The sequence below is a fragment of the Paenibacillus sp. B46(2026) genome (assembly GCF_056786355.1).
Genome location: NZ_CM165907.1, coordinates 4,425,087 through 4,446,228 on the forward strand (window position 1 = coordinate 4,425,087; position 21,142 = coordinate 4,446,228).

General features: G+C 49.4%; 17 protein-coding genes. 3 read left to right on the plus strand and 14 right to left on the minus strand.

The annotated features are described in order from the left end of the window. Window positions 1-67 precede the first annotated feature (67 nt). The 6 genes from AC1S8V_RS19825 to AC1S8V_RS19850 form a co-directional block, all read right to left on the minus strand. Window positions 68-694 (minus strand): cell wall hydrolase, encoded by a 627-nt coding sequence (locus AC1S8V_RS19825; RefSeq protein WP_482074527.1) that lies wholly within the window; start codon window positions 692-694, stop codon window positions 68-70. Window positions 695-1,226: 532 nt separating this feature from the next. Next, entirely contained in the window at window positions 1,227-2,444 is a 1,218-nt protein-coding gene (locus AC1S8V_RS19830) for an MFS transporter (RefSeq protein ID WP_482070444.1), read from the minus strand. Window positions 2,445-2,558: 114 nt separating this feature from the next. Next, entirely contained in the window at window positions 2,559-3,374 is an 816-nt protein-coding gene (locus AC1S8V_RS19835) for a carbohydrate ABC transporter permease (RefSeq protein ID WP_036674932.1), read from the minus strand. 49 nt (window positions 3,375-3,423) lie between these two features. Beyond that, the gene (locus AC1S8V_RS19840) at window positions 3,424-4,296 is read right to left on the minus strand and encodes a carbohydrate ABC transporter permease (RefSeq protein ID WP_482070445.1); all 873 of its coding nucleotides are present in this window, start codon (window positions 4,294-4,296) and stop codon (window positions 3,424-3,426) included. A gap of 3 nt (window positions 4,297-4,299) precedes the next feature. Further along, window positions 4,300-5,574 (minus strand): ABC transporter substrate-binding protein, encoded by a 1,275-nt coding sequence (locus tag AC1S8V_RS19845; RefSeq protein WP_482070446.1) that lies wholly within the window; start codon window positions 5,572-5,574, stop codon window positions 4,300-4,302. A 250-nt stretch (window positions 5,575-5,824) separates the two neighbouring features. Beyond that, entirely contained in the window at window positions 5,825-7,009 is a 1,185-nt protein-coding gene (locus AC1S8V_RS19850; protein WP_482074528.1) for an LLM class flavin-dependent oxidoreductase, read from the minus strand. A 509-nt stretch (window positions 7,010-7,518) separates the two neighbouring features. On the opposite strand from AC1S8V_RS19850, the gene AC1S8V_RS19855 reads away from it, so the two are divergent. Next, complete coding sequence (locus AC1S8V_RS19855; protein WP_482070447.1) at window positions 7,519-8,391, plus strand: helix-turn-helix transcriptional regulator; 873 nt, start codon at window positions 7,519-7,521, stop codon at window positions 8,389-8,391. A gap of 334 nt (window positions 8,392-8,725) precedes the next feature. On the opposite strand, the gene AC1S8V_RS19860 is transcribed toward AC1S8V_RS19855, so the two are convergent. From AC1S8V_RS19860 to AC1S8V_RS19885, 6 genes are all read right to left on the minus strand, one after another. Next, window positions 8,726-9,649, minus strand: a complete 924-nt coding sequence (locus AC1S8V_RS19860) for a hypothetical protein (protein ID WP_482070448.1) — start codon at window positions 9,647-9,649, stop codon at window positions 8,726-8,728. Window positions 9,650-9,657: 8 nt separating this feature from the next. Beyond that, a complete protein-coding gene (locus AC1S8V_RS19865) occupies window positions 9,658-11,025 on the minus strand; it encodes a nucleotide sugar dehydrogenase (RefSeq protein ID WP_482070449.1) in 1,368 nt (455 codons plus the stop codon). An 82-nt stretch (window positions 11,026-11,107) separates the two neighbouring features. Continuing rightward, window positions 11,108-11,911 (minus strand): response regulator transcription factor, encoded by an 804-nt coding sequence (locus AC1S8V_RS19870; RefSeq protein WP_482070450.1) that lies wholly within the window; start codon window positions 11,909-11,911, stop codon window positions 11,108-11,110. Window positions 11,912-12,055: 144 nt separating this feature from the next. Continuing rightward, complete coding sequence (locus tag AC1S8V_RS19875; RefSeq protein ID WP_482070451.1) at window positions 12,056-13,456, minus strand: glycosyltransferase family 2 protein; 1,401 nt, start codon at window positions 13,454-13,456, stop codon at window positions 12,056-12,058. A gap of 22 nt (window positions 13,457-13,478) precedes the next feature. Continuing rightward, window positions 13,479-14,687: a HEAT repeat domain-containing protein gene (locus AC1S8V_RS19880; protein ID WP_482070452.1), complete on the minus strand. Its 1,209-nt coding sequence runs from the start codon at window positions 14,685-14,687 to the stop codon at window positions 13,479-13,481. A gap of 26 nt (window positions 14,688-14,713) precedes the next feature. Further along, window positions 14,714-16,939: a hypothetical protein gene (locus AC1S8V_RS19885; protein WP_482070453.1), complete on the minus strand. Its 2,226-nt coding sequence runs from the start codon at window positions 16,937-16,939 to the stop codon at window positions 14,714-14,716. An 855-nt stretch (window positions 16,940-17,794) separates the two neighbouring features. Between AC1S8V_RS19885 and AC1S8V_RS19890 the strand changes: the two genes are divergently transcribed. Together AC1S8V_RS19890 and AC1S8V_RS19895 are read left to right on the plus strand one after the other, a co-directional pair. Continuing rightward, on the plus strand, window positions 17,795-19,039 hold the full coding sequence (locus tag AC1S8V_RS19890) for a DNA polymerase IV (protein WP_336763622.1): 1,245 nt from the start codon (window positions 17,795-17,797) through the stop codon (window positions 19,037-19,039). After that, window positions 19,036-19,377, plus strand: a complete 342-nt coding sequence (locus AC1S8V_RS19895) for a YolD-like family protein (RefSeq protein ID WP_482070454.1) — start codon at window positions 19,036-19,038, stop codon at window positions 19,375-19,377. The genes AC1S8V_RS19890 and AC1S8V_RS19895 overlap by 4 nt, the downstream gene beginning before the upstream one ends. A 212-nt stretch (window positions 19,378-19,589) precedes the next feature. Here the strand turns inward: AC1S8V_RS19895 and glsA are convergent, their stop codons facing one another. Next, entirely contained in the window at window positions 19,590-20,531 is a 942-nt protein-coding gene (gene glsA, locus AC1S8V_RS19900; protein ID WP_482070455.1) for a glutaminase A, read from the minus strand. Window positions 20,532-20,588: 57 nt separating this feature from the next. Then, entirely contained in the window at window positions 20,589-21,071 is a 483-nt protein-coding gene (locus tag AC1S8V_RS19905; RefSeq protein WP_482070456.1) for a GNAT family N-acetyltransferase, read from the minus strand. Window positions 21,072-21,142: the final 71 nt, after the last annotated feature.

A 21,142-nucleotide genomic window follows, 5' to 3' on the forward strand; every position in this document is an offset into this window, starting at 1 on the left:
ATTCAGCAGCGCATAGCCGGGGGTTATTTAATATTTACAATTATTTTTCTTAATTCCTCTACCTAACTTAACGTGTAAAATCATGCTGCCCAATGGTCAGCAACGTCGGCCTGCTCTTGCTCCACACCGAAGTGGCAATCTTCGGATTGTAATAATACAGTGCTCCGTTCGTTGGATCAGCGCCATTCAATGCCTGACGCGCTGCGCGATAAGAGGTCTGGGTCGGCTTTTGATTAAATTGCCCATCGTCTATCGCAGTGAACTGACCTTTCTGGAAAATGACCTTGGAGATCGATGATGGGAATTCACTCGAATGTACCCGATTCAAGACAACCGCTCCTACAGCGACCTGACCTTCAAAAGATTCCCCGCGCGCTTCACCATGGATCAGCTTCGCCAACTGGCGTAGCGTTTCGCCCTCGGCTTTGGCCTTTTTGTTCAGCCTGTTCAGCGTCGCTGGACCTGCAACGCCGTCTGCACTCAGTCCCTGTGCCTGTTGGAACTTGCGTACAGCGCCTTTGGTAATCGAACCGTAATATCCGGTCAATCCGGCGTCAAAGTACCCCAGATCGCTTAATTGCTCCTGCAATTGCAGCACATGTTCGCTGCGAACGCCCTGTTCCAGCTTCTGTGCTCCCGCAGAAGGAGCTGCAACGGTCAATCCCAGCGTCATCGCGCAGGCACCGAGAAGCATGCTGACCCGCCCTGCTCTTTTGCCAGGCGTTTTCCCCTTCCCATGAGTGACTTTCCGACTGACAGTGATAGGCTCCATGTTGTCAGCAAACGTTAACAGATTTAGCCCCTCATTCGTGCTATCGACTTTAGTCCATTCATCTGTTCTGTTCATATTACTAGTTGCCCCCATCTCTTTCATCTCACTCACGCTATCTAGTTCACTTATCATATTCTTTTCATTCATTTCATTCGTTTGATCCATTCCAATATTGTTCTTCATCATTCCATTAACCTCCACTTTTCTGAATCCAGATCCCACTTCTTTCCCCTGAATCCTCACGGCTCTACATCCCGAGTGTCATTATAGGATATAGAAAAATTGAAGTCTATCGGACCGATGACGCAGTGGAAAAATGACGCTGAACATAGCAAAAAGAGGCATGAGCCCATGGTCATACCCCTTCTTGTATCAACCTTATACCGCTTGTCCAACCTACCATTTTCGTAGGCAGGCAGACCCGTACAAAAGTTGCGTTTGAATTTATTGACAATTACTCCTCCAGCTCCTGACCCTTCGTTTCCCGGCCCCAGAACAACACGGCGGCTGCACCAATGAGGATGGTCACGAAGAAAATCGTGAAAATCAGACTAATCGCCACTTCACGCTGAACCAGCATGCCGACCATGAATGGTGCAATTACACCTCCGATCCGGCCTACCGATGTGGCAAGACCGACACCTGTCGAACGAACGGAAGTCGGATATAATTCCGGGCTGTAGGCGTACAGACCACCCCAGGCTCCCAGATTGAAGAAGGAAAGACATATCCCTGCGGTCAAGATTGTAGCTTCCGTTGTTGCCAGTCCGAACGCAATCGCACTGAATGCGGTCAAGGTAAGATACACAACCAGTACGAACTTGCGACCGTAACGTTCAATGAAGTACGCCGCGGTGAAGTAACCTGGCAGCTGTGCGATGGTCATGATCAGCACGTATTGGAAGCTCTTGACCAGTGTGAAGCCTTTCGCCATAACGACCGAAGGCAGCCACAGGAACATGCCATAATAGGAGAAAATGACGGTGAACCACAAAATCCAGAGCATCAACGTTGTCCGGCGATGTGGTGCTGACCAGACGGTAGCCACTTTCTCACGGAACGTGATTTTATGAAGCTTGGTATGATTCTTGTACCGCGGCGGGTCCTGAATGGCACGACGCAGATACAGTGCGTAGAACGCCGGAAGCGCACCAATGGCAAAGGCAATTCTCCATCCGTACTCCGGGATGACAAAGTTGGCAATGAGTGCGGACACAATCCAGCCCCCTGCCCAGAAACTTTCCAATAATACAACGGCACGTCCCCGTTCCGCTGTAGGCATTGACTCCGATACCAGTGTGGATGCCACGGGCAACTCTCCGCCAAGTCCGATACCCGCAACCAGACGTAGTGCGCACAATACGGCAAATCCGGTCGCAAGTGCAGATAGACCGCTTGCAATCGTAAAGATTAACAAGGTCCACATCAGAATGGCCTTCCGTCCAAAACGGTCCGCAAGTGCACCTGCAAGCAAAGCACCTAATGCCATACCGATCGAGTTAATACTCGTAAGCACGCCGACTTGTCCGGGACTGAGACTCCATTCCTTGGCAAGTGCAGCCACGATAAAGGAGATCATACCGACTTCCATCGCATCAAACAGCCAGCTCATGCCGGCACTGAACAGCAGCTTGCGCTGCTTGGGATTCCGCAATACTTCCAGTTTGCTCATCACTTATAGCTCCCTTGATCTCTATGTAGTCATTCTGATACTAAATCATTATTATGCAGAATGATCCAGAAATCAATGCACAATACGCTTTTCTTTCCCGATCTCTGCGATAGCTCACCCCTTGAGTGAACCCGCTGTCAGACCTGCAACAAAGTAACGCTGGAGCAGCAGGAACAGCGCGATCATCGGAATGGCCGTTACCAGCACACCCGTAAGCATCATCGGATAGTTCGTCACATATTCCCCGCGGAACTGCATGAGCGCGAGAGGTAGAGTGAGCTTGGACTTACTGCTAAGCATCAGCATCGGAATAAGCAAATCATTCCATACCATGACGAGCAGGAACGTAGCCGTTGCCGCCAGCGAAGGTGCAGCCAGTGGTAGTGCAATCCGGGTATAGAGCCTCCATTCACTTGCTCCATCCATACTGCCCGCTTCCAAAATCTCCGAATTGAGCATGCGCATGAAACCTGTCAGCATAAATACAGAGACAGGCATCAGCATCGCGGCGGATACGACGATCAGGCCTGTCAGACTGTCCGACCATCCCAGGGTACGCGTAAGGGAATAGATCGGTAGCATACTCACCTGGGAAGGAACGATCAGACCGGCTACGAACAAAGCAAACACGATTTTGCCTACGCTGCCACCCCAGCGGACAATGGCATAAGCAATCATGCTGCTCAGCAATAACTCAATTGCAACCGTACCGAGCGTCACAACAAGACTGTTCCCGAAATATTGCCACATCGGCTGATTGCGGAACATGCCAGTGATGTTATCCCACGTAAACGGGTCCGGCCAGCTGAACGGACTGGTGAAGAAGTTGCTGCTTGTTTTGAACGAAGATACAAATACAAAGTACAGCGGGACCAGAATCAGTAGCGCGTACACCAATAGGATCAGACGATTGAACCATTTTAAAAACATGTGAACTCCCTTCTGCCTCGGTTGCAGGATGAATAATCCAACATCAACCTCAATAGCTTACCCGGTCAGCGCGTAGTGCCTTGAACTGCAATAACGTCAGCAACGCGAGCAACACCAGGAAGATCATGGAACCGGCAGAAGCCAGACCAAATGAATAGCTGCCAAAGGCGGTATGATAGATATATGTTGTCAAAATTTCAGTTGCATAGTTCGGGCCTCCGTCCGTCATGGTGAAAATGAGGTCAAATGCCTTGAACGACTGAATGGTCGTATAAGCCACAACAATCGTTGCCGAAGGTGCCAACAGCGGCCAGGTCACGGTACGGAATACCTGCCATTTGCTGCCGCCGTCCATACGAGCCGCTTCATACAGTTCTGCCGGAATGCCTTGCAGACCTGCAATGAATACAATCATCATCTGCCCAGCATGGGCCCAGACTTGTACCGCAGCAATGGAATAGATGGCGATCTTGGGATCACCAATCCAGTTACGGGCGATGCTGCTCATCCCCGCTTCATTCAGTCCATAGTTGATCAATCCAATGGATGGATCATACATGAATGCCCAGATCAGTCCGACCGATACAGAGGACAGAATCGCAGGCAGGAAATACAATGCCCGAAGCGCAATGCGTGTCTTGGTATTACGTACCAGGAGCAGCGCCAAGACAAGTGATATAAAGGTTTGTGCAATAACAACGGTTAACATGAACTCCACGTTATTGCCAAAAGCTTTGCGGAATACGATGCTGCTGAGACTGTCCTTGTAATTATCCAGCCCTACAAATGCATACGACGGGGATACCCCATCCCAGTCCGTAAAGGAATAGAACAGCCCCGTCAATGTAGGAAATACGAACAATCCAACGTACAGCAGCAACCCGGGGATCAGAAACAGGGATAGCTGAAGACGGTTTTTCATCGTTTATTTCCCGATATGCTGATCAATGATCGCTTGTGCCTGCTGTGCTGCTTCTTCTGGAGAAGTACCGCTCAGCACGGCCTGAATGGAGTTGGTTACGGCTTTTTGATTGTCTCCGTTCAGGATGGTGAACCGTGGCTGGAACACGGTCTTTTTGCTCGCCCATTCTCCGGCTACCTGAAGCTCAGTCGTATCATACTTCACATCATTCACCGTTACATTCTGTCCCGTCTGGTTGGCGTAGTCACTCGCTACATCCGGATTGCTCAAGAATTCGAGGAACTTCTTCGCTTCTTCCGGATGTTTCGACTTGCTGTTCACCGCGAGCATGAATGTGGTGGTGTGCACCCCTTCATACTTCGCTTGATCTGCACTTACCGTAATTGGTGCAAGCAGTTTTTGCTCCAGATTTGGATTCTGCTGCTTGTTCTGAGCCAATTGATATGATCCACTCGCCAGCATTGCTGCTTTCTCTTGAATAAACAGTGCGCCAGCCGCAGGGTCTTTCGTACCCAGTGCATCCTGCTGGAAGTAACCTTTATCGTTCAGTTCCTTGATTTGAGTCAACGTTTTCACCCAAAACTCATCCGTTAGTTTAGCTTCGCCAGCTTCTACTTTGGTAAAAATGTCGTCACTCGGTGCATTGTTCATCACCATCGTATTCATGAATTGCCCTGGACCAATGTCCGCTCCGGCGAAGGCAATCGGAATGATGCCATTGTCTTTCAGCTTCTGGCAAAGGGCTAGGAAGCCTTCCCAATCTGTTGGTGGCGTCAAGCCGTATTGTTCAAACATTTTCACATTATAGATTGGATCGTTATATACGAGTTGGTACGGAATTGCATATTGTTTGCCATCGTGCTGTCCTGCTTCAATCAGCTTCGAATTGTAGGCAGACAGGAACGATGATCCGGTCAGATCCGTGAACAAGCCAGCTTTGGTGAAGGCTTCGAATTGTGCACCCGGGAAGGAAGCAAATACATCTCCTACCGAACCATCACTGATTTTGGATTGAACGGTGGACTGGTATTGATCGGAGGGCAGTGTCTGCATCTCCACGTTAATATTCGGGTTTGCTGTCTCAAATGCGTCAATGCTCTTGTTCAGTGCTTCCACATCTTCTCCACGCCAGTGCATGAAGCTAATCGTAACTTTGCCTGAACCCGAGGAGCTGTTCTCCCCAGATGACGCGTTATCCCCACCGCCGCAAGCTGACAGCAGGATGGACATCACCAGCATACTGACGAGCGGCAGGATCAATTTTTTATTTTTTTTCATGAAAGACGACCTCCTGAGGATGATTAATGTAAGTTGCACGAAAGTTTTTACACTGGGCACTCCGAGTGCAGTACCATCTTCCGATCGCTGTTATCCCCGATTTTTTTTGAATCATTTCTTTCAATGGTTAAAATCCGGGGATAGCGTATGCTTCCGATGTAGCTTTCTTCCAGAAAGCTTTCAGGCGAGCGCTCCGCTTCTTCAGATCGGTTCTGCCCTCTCCGTTAAAGTGTAAAAAAAGTTAACTTACTTAATTGGTAATAACTGAGTGCTGCTTCTGTCTTGTTTTCCATTTCTCTCGAATGATGGGCATCACGGTCCGTCCGAAGATTTCTGCCTCTTCCAGATGCGGGTAACCGGACAGAATGAAGGTCGTAACGCCGAGATCTCCATATTCCATCAAACGCTCGGCGACCTGTTCGGCTGTACCTACAATAAGGATCGCACCGCCAGAACGCACAACAGACAAGCCTGTCCACAGGTTAGGACCTACGACAAACTGCTGCTTCTCGGACAGTTCCCGTAACTCGTTCTGTCTGCGTTGGTTGGTTGCATCCGTCTCGGCAAAAGCGGCTTTGGCTTTCTCAATCGCTTCTGGTGGTACTTTGCTAATAATCTCCCAAGCTGCTGCCCATGCTTCTTCCTCAGTATCCCGAATGAGTACCTGAGCACGCATGCCGTAACGCAATTGACGATCTTGTCCGGTTTCCTTTTTCACCTGCTGACGGATGACCTCAATCTCTTCAATCTGCTCCTGAATCCAGTCATGGGGCTCGCCCCACATCAGGAACGTATCCGCATGTTCAACAGCAACCTTCTTCGCTATCGGAGAACTTCCTCCCAGATAAAATGGTGGATGCGGATTTTGCACCGTCTCCGGCATTCCTACCGGTCCTTTGAAGTTGTAATACTGGCCGCTGAATTCAGGATTGGGATCACTGGGTGCACCTGCGCCAGATTTTGAACCACTTCCGGCAAACTCCGTCAGATTCAGTCCCGTCGATTGGGTCCATGAACGCTTCATGACTTCCATATACTCGCTCGCCCGCACATACCGTTCATCATGCGCATGTGCCAGTGGATCGCCAAGTTCCTCCAGATCTCGAACAGAACTGCCTGTCACCACATTGATCATGGCGCGACCACCAGAGAGCTGATCCAGTGCCGCTCCCATGCGTGCAGCGAGTACGGGTGTAACCAAGCCCGGGCGAATGGCGACAAGGGGACGCAATGTCTTCGTGTGACTCATCACAGCCGAGCCGACCACCCATGCGTCCAGACAGGCCCCCCCTGTCGGAATCAGTACAAATTCGAATCCTGCCTTTTCCGCCGTCTGTGCCACATCGACCAGATAATCCAGACTCGGCTCCCGCTCCGGGGCAACCCCTACATACTTACCATCCCCTGCTGTAGGCAAAAACCATCCAAACTTCATTTCTTCCTGTTCGCTCACAAAAGTCAATCCCTTCTATGAATAAATAAAGTCTCATGTTAAAAATAAGATCACTGTTCTGCAACTTGGCCGTTCCGGTTACGAATCGTTCTTCCGATCACTGTTATCTCCAGATTTTTTGATTCCCTTTTCTAAGGGAAAATCCGGAGATAAAGGTGAACACTACGTTTCTTCAGAATCGATTTCGTCCCCTCCACTACGTTTGCACTGGTTGAATTTATTTTTAAAGTGTGCCTAATTTCTAACTCATTTTCAAAGTAAGCATCCAAATGCCGATTAATTAACTTGGTTTAATAGGTATGGACATCATAACAATTGATTTGTCTGTGATCAATGTCATTTCGCGACAATTTCATTTTGTCATTTTGTGGTCTTTTCTCAGATTTAGGTCTTCGTGATCTTGAATATGTATAAAACCCACCTGTATAATAGGTTTAAGTGAACCTTTTAGAATGTACAAACGATACTTATATAACAAAGAGGTGTTCCTGATGACCGAGAGTATGAAGGAGGACCACCATGAGTTTTTGGAACTTATTTTCTTCACTCCATCTGAATTCGAGAAAGCTGGTGGCGCCTGGCCGATTCGCATCGGCCGTAATATAGCCAAGAACAACTATCATATTGGCCCGCGTACCACACCTTATCATTATTTGCTATTTGTGCTGGAGGGGGAAGGTACATTTATCCAGAACGGACAGCGTCATTCCCTTCGGACCCGGGATGCGTTCTGTCTGTTTCCACATGTAACTCATGAGTACTGGACTGATCCGGAGCACATGTTGCAAAAAATATTTATAGCATTTGACGGTGCATATGCAGCCGAACTGTTATCCCGAATTGGACTTACCCCGGACTCCCCGCACCGTTCAGGTGTACTGACACCGGAAACCGCAAGTGCCATGCGCGCGTTCATGGAGGATGTTCGCAAACCGCAGGACGGAGCAAGTGATCTGGGACGACTCACCCGGTTTTTGAGTCTCTTTGACCGGATAGCCCATTCCCCCGCAACCAAAGGATTGCAACCGGATTCAGCCACCCCTTGGCTTCAGAAAGGCAAAGATTACATGGACATTCATTTTGCAGGCGGCATCTCCGTGGAAGGTGTGTCCGCTCATGCTGGTGTGGATCGAACCCATTTTGCCAAACAGTTTCGCAAAGCCTATGGTGTCTCCCCTGTGCAATATATCCAGCAGCTGAAAATGAATCAGGCCAAGCGCCTGCTCGTGCAGACGCCGCTAAGTTTAACTGAAGTGGCTCATTCCGTAGGTTACCCCGACTTGTTCTCCTTCTCCAAAGCATTCAAAAAGCAAGTCGGATTGCCGCCCAATCGCTATCGCACAGCGGAGAGCACTAAAGAGTGAGGGAGCGACCTTTACAAAATCCATTACTATATAAATTGAACTAAACATTTACACGAGAACGTAGAGGACAGAAATAACCTGAAGAAGCGGAGCTAAAAGCTTTCTGAAAGAAAGCTGCATCGGAAGCATGGACTGCGCCTTTATCACCAGATTTCCCCCTTTGTAAAGCCGAATATAAAAAATCTGGGGATAACAGCAATCAGAAGGTTGTTCTGTCATCAGAGTGGCAAGTGTAAAAAAAGGCAAGCCCCATCTACCCGGAGCTTGCCTTCTTTCTATATTATAGTCTTGACGCACGTACCCGAAACCAGGAACTTTTTTCGTTGGCCTAACACTATTCCTTCTCCTCATCCTTGCGCGCAAGCGGAATACCGTTCTCCTTCGCATACCAGGCTTCATAATGATGCACAGCCACACCTGCAAAAGAAGAATGAGAGGAACCCAGATCGAACACCTTCGCCATCTCTTCATTCATATTGCTAACCGGTTTACGGAAAAAGGTCAGGTGATCACCCTCGTGTGTATCCGCGAGCTCCGCTCCAATCCAGACTTTCTTGCCGAGCTCATCCGCTTCGTCCAGTTCTTCCTTGGACAGATCATACATCTGCTGCCCACTGTCCCGGTAGGCCATAATCGCCACCGCATCGAAGTGGGAGATCACCCAGCGACTGAATGTACCATCCCCTTCAGCCGACTGACGGGCATCAAGCCAGAACGGAATGGCCGCGCTCATGTACAGTCCAGCATCCTCGCCAGCTTTCGTCCAGGCCTCCATGTTGTTCTGCCACTCTGCAATGACACTGCTCTCCTCATTCTCCCAGCGCTTCAGCTGATAAGGCTCCACGTCCAGTTGAATGCCTTCAAATCGTTCATTTTTGGAAGAAGCTGCATTGTATGCTCGTACTCGCTCGATAAAAGCAAGTCCTTCATCCCGCTTCTCCTCATAGGCCCAGTCTGCATGACCGTTAAGTCCATGCACTTCAATCTCTGCCTGTCGGGCAGCCGCAATGAATTGGCGGTATGTTGCGTCAGGCACCTCATCCTGGATTTGCAGGAAAATGGTATCCACACCCTGTTCTTTGGAAAAGGCGATAATCTCCGGCGTCTGCTCTGCAATAATGGACGCGTCCCACAGCCAGGTCGCTTTGTGTTCCTCCGCCTTGAACCATTTGAACATCCAGGACAGAAGCAGCAGGCACAGCACCACAGCCAGAATAGCCCATTTCGCCATACCCACCAGCTTGCCCCGTTGCCTCATATATTTCCTCAGACGAGCAACGCTTCACTTGGCTCAAGCACAGGATGCTGTACCGAGTGACCAATCTTGTAGATGTGCGGATGTGTGTACGTTTTGAACGCATTACGTGTATCCAGAATCGGTACACCCATCTCGGCAATATCAAAGTAAGGCAAATCGCTGTGGTTGGTGATCAGCACGATGCAATCGTACTTTTTGAACTGCTCCAAGTTGAACACTTCGCTATATACGGTCTCCCCATGCTTGTCCAGGAACGATTCAGCATGTGGATCATAATAGCTGACATTGGCTCCACCTTCCTTGAACAGTTCATAGACTTCCAGTCCTGGAGATTCACGCAAATCAGCAATATTTGGCTTGTACGACATACCGAGCAGCAGAATGTTGGATTTACGTACCGATTTCGCGTACTCATTCAGAATGGTTGAAGTTTTGTTCAATACATAATATGGCATGTTGTCATTGGTGGATTGCGCCAGCTCAATGAATTTGCTGTAGAAACGGAAGCCTTTTGCCTTCCATGACAGGTACATCGGATCCAGCGGGATGCAGTGTCCACCGATGCCTGGGCCTGGATAGAATGGCATAAAACCAAATGGTTTCGTCGCCGCCGCGTCAATAACTTCCCAGATATCAATGCCCATGCGGTCACACATCATCGCCATTTCATTCACAAAGGCAATGTTAACACTGCGGAATGTGTTCTCGAGCAGTTTGGACATCTCAGCCACTTTCGGCGAAGATACCGGAACAACGGTTTCTACATATTTGCTATACAGTGCTGTTCCGAGCTTCAAGCAGGCTTCAGTCGTGCCCCCGATCACTTTCGGAGTATTAAATGTCGTGAAACGTCCGTTCGACGGGTCCACACGTTCAGGCGAGAAGCAGAGGAAATAGTCTTTACCTGCTTCATGTCCGATCTTGTCCAGCTTCTGCTGGATCAGTTCTTCGGTAGTACCCGGATAAGTGGTGCTCTCCAGCGTAATCAGCATGCCTGGTTTCATATGCAGTTTGATCTGATCCACAACGGTCTCGATGTAAGACGTATCCGGGTCCTGATTCTCACTAAGCGGTGTCGGTACGCAGATACTGAGTGCGTCGATCACGCGCAGCATACTGTAATCCGTCGTTGGCTGGAAACGACCGCTTTGCATTACTTTTTTCAACTCATCGGACGAAATATCGTGAATATAGGAATCACCTTGATAGATACTTTCTACTTTGGACGCATCCAGATCAATTCCGATTACCGTAAAACCTTGATTGACCATTTCCACGGCAAGTGGAAGTCCTACGTAACCGAGCCCGACGACGCCGAGTACAGCTTCTTTATTTTCAATCGCATTTAGTAATGTGTGGAATTGTTGATTCTCCATGATATTCCCTCCGGACAATGTATTTGGTGGTGCTTAAAATCCATGTAAATAGATGGTTGTCTGTGTTTCTCTTTTTTATCTTCTAATGCAGGCAGCGTCTGATTCGGGCATCCAGCTCTACAGGCGAGAACGGTTTGGTCATGTAATCATCCACGCCACTGCGGAAACATTGACTAATCGTCTGCTCGACACGTTGTTCGGTCAACACGACAATTTTGGGTGGCTGCTCCATCTCCAGGTTCTGAATATGATGGATGAACGGCAGACCGTCGATGCCATACAGATTCAGCTCCGTGAGCACCAGGTCTGGTGTAACCTTCTCGATTAACTCCAGTGCAGCCAGTCCATCGACAGCTTCATAGGTTTCATATCCCTGCATCTTCAACCGCAATTGCAGGAATTCGCGTACCGTAGGATCATTGTCCACAATCAAAATTCGTTCCGGCTCGTCCGCCGTATTGTCCAGCGTGTAGATATGAATCTCCGACGAATCTACGAGCTTCGAGGACTCAGCCATATGCTGAATAGTTGCCTTCGAAGGGCGCTCCCCCTCCGGGAAACTGGCCAGTGTAATCTGTGGATCGGCACCGGGGACAGTCTCTTGCAGCTCATGTTTGATCCGAAGCCCTTCATAGTGAACCTCATCCAGTGACAACCCTGGCAGCAGGACAGCAATCGCCTGGGTCGCCCCATCCGTCCACACCTGGAAAGCAGACTTGCTCGTCTGCTCCAGATGTGTCCTGACCTGCTGCTCAGGTTGAGTGTTTCCTGCACAATGGATGAACATTAAGCCGCATGATCCGGCACCCGTTTCCTTCAATCCCTGTTCTACACTTCGGTACACATCAACGGCAGCCTCACGCTGCAATGTCGCCGTATTTGGCATGGTCTTTTCCACCCTTCTCCTCGATTATCTATATAAGTTCAACTAATTGATATTTACACTGACACTTCGATGACAGAACAACCTTTCGATCACTGTTATCGTGTAAATGTTTAGTTGGACATATAATTGCTTTGATCTCTGTACTCAAGCGGCTTCGCTTGTTTTCTTCTCATCCTCGGACCAGCTTTGGCGTGTCATGGCACCCCATGAGTTGTTGTTTTGCATGAACTGCACATGTCCCTGTAATCTCCACAGTACGCCCAGCTGGTGGTAGCCGACGAATTTCAGCGCGGAGTAGACCAGCATTTTGATCAGATCGGAGAGCTTGTTGTAACGTTTGAAAGCAATCTCCTCCAGGACAAGTGCGCCTACACTCAGCAGATAACCACTCACGAAGTTCAACAGTCCGAACAGAAGCAGGATCGGCCACTGGGTCATATCCAGAAGGACATATCCAGCGAGAGCCAGAAGTCCGGTAATCCGGAAATATGGGTTGAGCGCTTCAAAAAGGACGTTATATGGCATGGTCACCATACCCATAACCTTATATTTTGGATTGAACAACATGCCGCGATTCTCAATCATGTTCTTCAGATTCCCACGGCCCCAGCGCTTGCGCTGACTGGACAAAATTCGGTAGGAATCCGGTGCCTGTGTCCAACATACGGCCTCAGGACAGAAGGCAACGCGGTACTTCAATTTGTTTTCCAGCATGTAACGGTGAAGCTTAATGATGATGTTCATGTCTTCCCCAGGATAACCATCCCGATATCCACCTACGGCGATCACAGCGTCCTTACGGAACATACCGAAGGCACCGGAGACAATGATTAGACCGTTCATGTGACTCCAGCCAATCCGTCCGCCCAGGAAGGCTTTGAGATATTCAATCGACTGGAACATGGGCCAGATCTTGCGTGGCAGTGATACATCTTGCACTGCCCCGTTTTCAATTTTGCAGCCATTGGCGATCCTTACATCTCCACCGATGGCTACCGTCTCTTCCGGATTCTCCATATACATGCGTGCCATGCGGATCAGAGCATCCTTCTCCAGCAACGAATCAGCATCGATGGAAGAGATCAGCGGATAATGGGACAGGTTGATCCCGGCATTGAGGGAATCCGCCTTCCCGCCGTTTTCCTTATCAATGACATACAGATCCGGAAATTCCGGATTGTGGTATATCCCGCGGATGGTCTGGCAGGGAATCTTGCCCCGGATCATCGTATCCGGTACGGGTTGCAGCCGATATTCTTCCAGCAGCACTTTCAATGTGCTGTCGCTGGAGCCATCATTCACGACGATAACTTCATACGTTGGATAGTTCAGCGTCATCAGACAGTTCACATTCTCAATAATCGTCAATTCCTCGTTGTAAGCGGGCACCAGCAAGGATACCGAGGGCACCAGCTCCGAGCCTGACAATGTATTGTATCTGGAATAATGCGACCGCCGGAAGATCGTCCAGATGTTACGGAATGATAAGGCCAAAATGGAAAAATAGAGCGTATTGACAAAAACAACATAATATATTGCGACCATGCCGTAGATTAGTAACAGATCCCTAAGCAGTGTAATCCCCTCCTACCGCAGCCACCGTTGTGCGTTTCTTGTTGGTTCGGTTCTCTCGTACAGGGCCAAAATACCGGTCGTACAGCAGTCTTTTTTTGTTATGCGCAATCATCTGCTCCAGCGCCTTGTGGTCGGCTCCCGATTGCTGCATGGTGCTCTCGATCTGCTGCATCGCAATTTCGCGTTCAGCACCTGTACCATGCACAGCAGCCTGACATAAGGCTTCGAATCCCAGTTCACCCAGCTTGCCCAGGCTCTCCGCACTGTTATAGCGAACTCCCCAATCCTCATCACGCAGTGCTTTGCGCAGCAATGGAATACTGCCTGCCGCACGCTTCGAACCGAGCGCTTGAACCACTTCGGCGCGAACTTCCGGGTCGGTATCCTGCATCAGCTTCCGAATCGTCTCATCCTGAAGTGCCGGACTTGCGCTAAGATACAGCTTCACGGCTTCGGCCCGAACACCCTGATGTTCTGCGCCAACCAGTCTGTCGAGTGCAGGCATGACTTCCGGTACAGCCTGTCCCCACATGGCGACGAGTCCTACTTTCACAAAGTCAGGGTTGCGGTCTTCCAGCAATTCGATCAGAAGCCTGCTCGTATCCAGACTTGTTTCAAGCAAAATGTCTGCGACCAGATGATGAATCGATTTTCCTTTGGTTAACAACAGCTCCAGCATGTCTTTCAATTCACCCTGACGGGTCGTGCTTCTCGCAATCGAACGTCCGATCATAAACGCCATTGGGCCAGGCTTCTCTTCCTTAAGCAATTCCATCAAGCCCGGAACCGCTTCTGGACAACGCATGCCGCCCAAGCGATAAGCTGCATCGATCTGACGACCGTAACTCAGTCGACCCAGTTCTTTCAGATCATGCTTTACAAACCCGGCTTCGCGGCAGAGTGCAATCAATTTGTCGCGATACTCCCCCTTGAACTGGTCGATCCATTCAATAAATTTGCTCTGGATGACCTGGCGTTCCAGTGGAGCCAGTTTGCCTGGCGGCAACCTCAGCGGACGATTCTCCGTTAACGCCGTTTGCAGGTACGTGAAGTAATCCCGCTGTTTTAGTTTATAAAATTCGGTCTTGCGCCGTTTGCCATTGTAGGACATTTTCATGGCAAACAGTAGGATTACACCCACAGTGACAAGCGCTGTACAGATGTATACAAATAGATAGGCCCAAGCCAAACTCAGAAACATGTGAAAAGGTCCTCCTTTATGCTCATTTATTCGGTCTGAAAACTAGGAATTTGTTCATAACGTTTCTTCATTTCCTCGTAACTCAGCTTCAGTCGTTCACTGTAGTTCACCTGTTCCCATGGCTGCCAGCTGTACACAGACAATGTCTTCAAATCCAGTGTCTTCTGTTCACCACCAGGCCAGGATATGTTGCCGGTAGACCGTTCCATTAACCAGGGAACCAGCGCTATGCCTTCCGTTGTGACGGTTTCGAACTCTCGTCCACCTGGGAGCGGTCCATATTTAATGACTTGAAGTGAACTCGGGTCACCGAATCCAAGCAGCATCCAGGGAATACGCATCTCCACCTGATTGCCGTTATACTGCCATAAGGTTAACGAATCCGTATCGGGCTGACCGGGAGCCGTAGTTCCCCGCTTCAATGTCCCAACCTTTTCATTCATGAACGGATGGGCAGATCGGGTATCCGGCGGTGTCATCCTCAGGCTGACCGCCAGATTCCATGGATGGAACGGATCTGCGGAATCAGTCTGCTGATCTGGCAGCATGTCGTATCCATCCTTGCCGTACAGACGCTGATTAAAGTCATAATCCTTGGCGATCTCCACCTGTGATTCCTCATCCTGTCCCAGTGTAATCACTGTCTCAAGACCATCACTGAGCGTCCGGCCCGGGAGTAACTTATCAGGCTGACTGCCTCCTGCAAGTGTATCTGTTCCAATCCGCAGCACCGTCTGATCCGGGTCAAAAGGCTGATCCAGGGTTAGCCCAATATACAGATAGGCTTCATCATGGGTCATCTTCATTTCTTGAATGCCGTCCACTTGGCCCTGCCAGGTGGTGACTTCTTCATCCTTCAGATCATCCCAGTCATCCAGTGATCCGTCGATGGTCAACTGTTCCTGTTTACCGGGGTCCATGGCAAGCAGACCAAACATTTTCTCGTTCGTCAGCACGTTCAGCCAGTATGCCCGGCGATCAGCCGGGATTTCCAGTGGCATCGTGTTCCATGTTTTTTTGAACCATTCATCCTGCCACATGAACACAATCGCTCCCGAGTATCCTTCATCATAGATATCCTGCGTCAGTGACGCGTCAATATCTCCCTGCTCTACCTCGTTATGTCCACCCTGATTCCGTCCTCCCATACCCAGATGGGAAATACCCAGAGAAGAGGGTACGCCATACTCTGTAATCATTACAGGCATATCGGAAAACTCGGCTTTTAGCTTGCGCAGATAACTTTTGTACGTGTTGTACTCACCGTTCTCATCCTTGATGGTTTGGAGCGTTTTATCGATATGGAACAAATCCGGGTAATACGGGTACACATGGTAGGCTGCAAAATAACCTCCCTGCCACGCCTCCGGCTGAATATGTCGGGCATCCACACTGACGAGATCCTCTTCATACAGCGGTTCGCCGGGATGATCCAGCACATCAGTGGTTACCCAGTTGGTGAAGGTCATCGGATGCTCCCATCCATACTTCTTCTCCAGAACCGCCGTATGATCCAGCAGTTCTGCCAGCCAGTTCTCGAACGGCGACGCTTCTGGACTCGCGGAGAAATGAACTCCTTTGTACTGTGGCACGTCCGAATGCTTCGCATTGGTGTTGTCTACCATCGCCGGGTCCCATTCCGTACCCACATGCCAGGCCATCAGATATTTTCCTGCATTCGTCGTGTATTTGCCGCTGGACTCTCCCTGCCTGGCAGGAATGTCTGCATCGCCATAGACAGCAGATACTGCCTTTTCAATCTCCTGCTTGAACGTCTGCTCAATATGGGCCGCATAGGCATCCTGCTTCTCAATCAACTCTTCTTCAGGTGACCATATGCCCTGTATAAAATATAATGGTTGCTCCCGGCCACGGTTATATTCGACCAATGCGGAGTAAAAAATCGGCTCGTGAACCGTGTATACCCGGATTACATTGGCTCCCAGATCCTCGATCTGCTGGAACCACCGCAAGTAATCCTCTTTGGTCAGCGGGAATTCTCCCGGGTAATGCCCCGGTGAAGTTGCGCCCAGGTTGACACCTTTGACGAACATCTCCCTCCACGTTCCATCCGGCCCGTATTCCATGAACCGGTCTCCATCGGTCTTGAATTTCATCTCCGTGCCGCTCTCCGCTGTGTACGTAACGAGCTTGGGTTGCATATAGTGCCATCCGGCAAATATTCCACCGGTCACCACCACCGCTCCTGTCAACACCGTTAATAACCAGCGTCTTCGTCTTTGTCTGCTCATGTCTTTAGATTGCTCACCTCTCTAATATCATCCGGCTTCAACATCGAATGATCCAACATGAAGTTTACGAATCATTCCGCTTCGGATGTCCGCTTGGTAGAGATGTCAGCGGTGTAGTTCTCACTATAGCGCTAAGACTCTCCGTTTGTAACTAGGCTGATGGAAGCAAACATGAAATGGAACATTCTGCCCATAATTCGTAAAAAAGTCCATCAACTACCACTCGGAAGCCGCTCGGATACGTCTGATTCCCAAACACTAATATCTGCGGGAATCGCATGGATTCGATGCCTGCTGATCTTGCACTTCTGGAACCTTTATTGTTATGTGCAACGCGGGTCCAGGCAAGGTTTGCCGTTTGAACACATACCCCATTAAACGCGAGTCATATTTTAAAGTTGCGGACTATTTTACAGTATTAACCATAAAGATTACATAATTGATACTATAGTCCGATAACGCATCAGCGATATTCCGCGTCACATCAAGCTTTTCTGAAAAATGCAGAAAATCAAAAAAGGACGTCAGTCCCCCTCTATAGGACTGTCCCCATTTATAACCCTTTTACAAAAAGCTGAATGAACTCCCGGTCATCACCCAGAGGTCACGGATCTCTCACATTAAATGTAAAAAAGCACATCTTATTTCCTAATTTCTGCCTCTAATATAGCTAATCCATAATTGTGTCCAATTTGCAAAATAATTCCGGTTGCCGCATTTTGAATTGTCAGATATGCTTATAAAACAGGAACACTTGTTCCATACTGTAAATAAACTGTTAAATATCGATGTGCAAATGAAGATAATTGATGTTTAACAGAAGAGCACAGCATCACGGATAAGGAGAGAAGTCTTATGCCCCGCCAAGACAGACGTGTCATCATGCTGGCCGACTGCCAGTCATTCTATGCCAGTGTGGAGAAGTCTGCACACCCCGAATACAAGGATCGCCCCCTCGTTGTCGCGGGAGATCCGGCGCGCCGTTCGGGTATTATTCTTGCGGCCTGTCCACTCGCCAAGTCCTATGGAATCACAACAGCAGAACGACTGGGTGAAGCGCTCGCCAAATGTCCGGATGTTGTGGTCGTTCGCCCCCGGATGGCCGAATACATTCGAGTATCCCTTCATATTACGCGCATCCTTCAGTCTTACACCGATCTGGTGGAACCCTATAGTATTGACGAACAGTTTCTCGATGTCACCGGAAGCCTGGATCTGTTTGGCAGTCCCGAGACGATTGCGCGCAGCATTCAATCCAGGGTGATGGATGAGACCGGTGTGTACATTCGGATCGGCATCAGTGATACCAAGGTCGTTAGCAAGATGGCCTGTGACCTGTATGCCAAAAAAGTCCCTGGAGGTATCTGCACGCTGCCTCGCAAAGATCTGCCTTCAACCATCTGGGAAAAGCCTGTGCGAGACATGTTCATGGTCGGTTCCCGCATGGCGCAGCATCTCTACAAGATGGGCATTCACACCATCGGTGATCTGGCCCAGACTCCGCTGTCCCGGCTTAGAGAACGTTGGGGTGTGAATGGCGAAGTACTGTGGCGTATCGCCCGCGGTATCGATGATTCTCCAGTCAAACCCGGGACATATGCTCATCAGCAGCAGGGTATTGGACATCAGATGACGCTGCCCCGGGACTATGACTCCTGGGAAGATATCAAGGTGGTACTACTCGAACTGGCGGAACTCGTCAGTCGACGTTCTCGGGACAAATCACTCATGGGCCATGTGGTCTCTGTTGGCTGTCGTGGGCAGGATTATGATCGGCCAACCGGTTTCTCACGTCAGATGAAGGTAAATGAACCCACCAACATTACGGATGAAGTATACGATGCGGCAGCAGCCCTGTTCCTGCGCCATTGGGACGGATTACCCATCCGCCGCATCAGCGTGTCATTGACCGGACTAGTGCCTGATTCCGAAGTGCAGCTGTCCTGGTTCGATGACCGCGAACGCAAAAGAGAACTGGAACGTGCCACAGATGATATCAAGCGCAGGTACGGAGATACTGCCATTATGCGGGCATCCTCCCTCTGCTCGTCCGCGCAGGCACAGGAACGTTCTCATAAAATTGGAGGTCATTATAAATGAGTAAAAAATTACAGCAAAACGGTATCTTCGAGTCCTCACGCATGATGCTCCCCGAACACCGGGAAGCCTATATTCTTCATCAGGAACAACTTGCTCCTCGTACCCGCCCATCTCTGGATGCCCAGGCCGCGGAAGAAATGTCCCGTTTGCTCAGCAACTCGATGATGCTTGGAGATCTGGTCACCATTGCCGTGTTTCACGAACATGACGATATCCGTTACACCGGGCAGGTGCTTCGGCTGGACCGTCCTGCCCGTACCCTCCGATTGCTGATGGAAGGTGGGTCCCGGGATATTCAGATGAACCTCATTACAGATGTGGCCCTAGCCAATGAATGAAGGGGCATATACCCACCCCGATGTTGTGGATATCCCATGATAGATGCAGCATTACCGTTACCATGCAGGACTGTCTTCCTACACTTCCTGGTGAATACCAAAAGTAGCCGACGAGACATATCCAGACCATTCACTTCGTTCTAAAGAAGCAAAATATCAGATACGTGATTCATCGGCTACATATAAGGGTATAGCTTTTTTCAGAAAACTTTTTAGAAAAAGCTCCAGTCGAACTCCTTGGACAGACGCTCGAGCAGATGCACGCCGGCAATACTGTTGCCTTTGCGATTCAGAGCGGGGCCAACAAGACCAATGCCGAATTGTCCCGGTACAAGGGTCAAAATCCCTCCGGATACACCACTCTTGGCGGGCAAGCCGACCTCGATGGCAAATTCGCCTGATGCATTATACATTCCACAGGTGGTCATAAAGGTTTTGGCAATCTGAACATAACGACGAGGGATGAGTTCTTCTCCCGTAATTGGATCTGTTCCATCGTAGGCCAGAACGAGTGACATTCGCGCCAGATCTGCACAGGTGACTTCAATGGAGCAATGACGGAAATACACGGCAAGTACATCTTCCACGTCATCCTTGATCACACCATTATGTTTCAGAAAATAACCAAGTGAACGGTTCAGGTGACCGCTCTCCGATTCGGACTGGAATACCTCTTCGTTATAACCCAGCTGATCATTATTCGCCAGTTTGCGGAAAAACTCCAGAATGCGGCGTGACTTCTCTTCCTTGCAGTCACCTCCAATTAGGGAGGAGACTGTAATCGCACCCGCATTGATCAAGGGATTGAACGGGATTCCGGGTTCAACCAATTCAAGCTTGATCATCGAATCGTAATCGTCGCCCGTGGGTTCTTTTCCTACATTAAAGAAGACCGCTTCTTCCCCATGATCCATCAGGGCCAGAATAAGGGTAAATACTTTGGAGATACTTTGCATCGTAAATGGGACACCGCAATCCCCTGCCGACACATGGTTGCCTTCGGCGTCCATGATATGTATACCAAGCTCATCCTGAGAAGCTTTGACAAGCTCCGGAATATAAGAAGCCACCTTACCCTGCCCGGTGTGCAGACGACTGGTCTCCAGCCACTCCGGCAGTAATGCATTCAGACGTTCCATGGTTGAATTGCTCATATGTCATCTCCTCCACATCTCTATATGTGCATCTGATTACCCTTCAGAACAGTTCCTTTACCGCTTCATTTGAAGATTTAACTCCAAAATCTCACCGGGAAGACCATCGTAATCACCTGTCCAGGTGGATACAAAGTTCTGTCTGGTTAAGATCTGGCGGGAAGCAGCATTAGACGGATCAATAACTGCATAGAGTACTCCGATCCCTGCGGCTTGTGCCTGGATAATCAACCGTGACGCTATGGATGTGCCTTGGCCTTTTCCCCAATGTTCAGGCAGGATCATGTAACCTATCTCAGCCCTGGTTGGGTCCTCCTGATCCGGAATCAATTTGGCATACGCCACACCGGCACCATCTTCACTAGATACCCGGTAATGTCCGCAAGTGGAACGCTCGTTAAAATCCAGCATGGACTCGAATTGCGTTCTCGCCTCTTGCTCCGGTAGTGCACGTTCTGTAATCTGTTTCATTACTTCCATATTGGAAACCAACGCATAATAATCATCAAAATCAGGTTGTGTGTATTTAATGAACTTCATGATATGCCTCCTCTGGGGTACATAACTTGGTCTTAGTCTTGTTGAATTCACCTAGAGTATAACAGAAGCGA

Excerpts from the sequence above, each read along its gene's own strand:
- AC1S8V_RS19835 (WP_036674932.1), bottom strand. The coding sequence starts at position 3,374 with ATGTTTTTAAAATGGTTCAATCGTCTGATCCTATTGGTGTACGCGCTA.
- AC1S8V_RS19870 (WP_482070450.1), bottom strand. The coding sequence starts at position 11,911 with ATGCCAAATACGGCGACATTGCAGCGTGAGGCTGCCGTTGATGTGTAC.
- AC1S8V_RS19865 (WP_482070449.1), bottom strand. The coding sequence starts at position 11,025 with ATGGAGAATCAACAATTCCACACATTACTAAATGCGATTGAAAATAAA.
- AC1S8V_RS19890 (WP_336763622.1), top strand. The coding sequence starts at position 17,795 with ATGCCCCGCCAAGACAGACGTGTCATCATGCTGGCCGACTGCCAGTCA.
- AC1S8V_RS19880 (WP_482070452.1), bottom strand. The coding sequence starts at position 14,687 with ATGTTTCTGAGTTTGGCTTGGGCCTATCTATTTGTATACATCTGTACA.
- AC1S8V_RS19855 (WP_482070447.1), top strand. The coding sequence starts at position 7,519 with ATGACCGAGAGTATGAAGGAGGACCACCATGAGTTTTTGGAACTTATT.
- glsA (WP_482070455.1), bottom strand. The coding sequence starts at position 20,531 with ATGAGCAATTCAACCATGGAACGTCTGAATGCATTACTGCCGGAGTGG.
- AC1S8V_RS19850 (WP_482074528.1), bottom strand. The coding sequence starts at position 7,009 with ATGAAGTTTGGATGGTTTTTGCCTACAGCAGGGGATGGTAAGTATGTA.
- AC1S8V_RS19840 (WP_482070445.1), bottom strand. The coding sequence starts at position 4,296 with ATGAAAAACCGTCTTCAGCTATCCCTGTTTCTGATCCCCGGGTTGCTG.
- AC1S8V_RS19895 (WP_482070454.1), top strand. The coding sequence starts at position 19,036 with ATGAGTAAAAAATTACAGCAAAACGGTATCTTCGAGTCCTCACGCATG.
- AC1S8V_RS19885 (WP_482070453.1), bottom strand. The coding sequence starts at position 16,939 with ATGAGCAGACAAAGACGAAGACGCTGGTTATTAACGGTGTTGACAGGA.
- AC1S8V_RS19825 (WP_482074527.1), bottom strand. The coding sequence starts at position 694 with ATGCTTCTCGGTGCCTGCGCGATGACGCTGGGATTGACCGTTGCAGCT.
- AC1S8V_RS19905 (WP_482070456.1), bottom strand. The coding sequence starts at position 21,071 with ATGAAGTTCATTAAATACACACAACCTGATTTTGATGATTATTATGCG.
- AC1S8V_RS19860 (WP_482070448.1), bottom strand. The coding sequence starts at position 9,649 with ATGAGGCAACGGGGCAAGCTGGTGGGTATGGCGAAATGGGCTATTCTG.
- AC1S8V_RS19830 (WP_482070444.1), bottom strand. The coding sequence starts at position 2,444 with ATGAGCAAACTGGAAGTATTGCGGAATCCCAAGCAGCGCAAGCTGCTG.
- AC1S8V_RS19875 (WP_482070451.1), bottom strand. The coding sequence starts at position 13,456 with ATGGTCGCAATATATTATGTTGTTTTTGTCAATACGCTCTATTTTTCC.
- AC1S8V_RS19845 (WP_482070446.1), bottom strand. The coding sequence starts at position 5,574 with ATGAAAAAAAATAAAAAATTGATCCTGCCGCTCGTCAGTATGCTGGTG.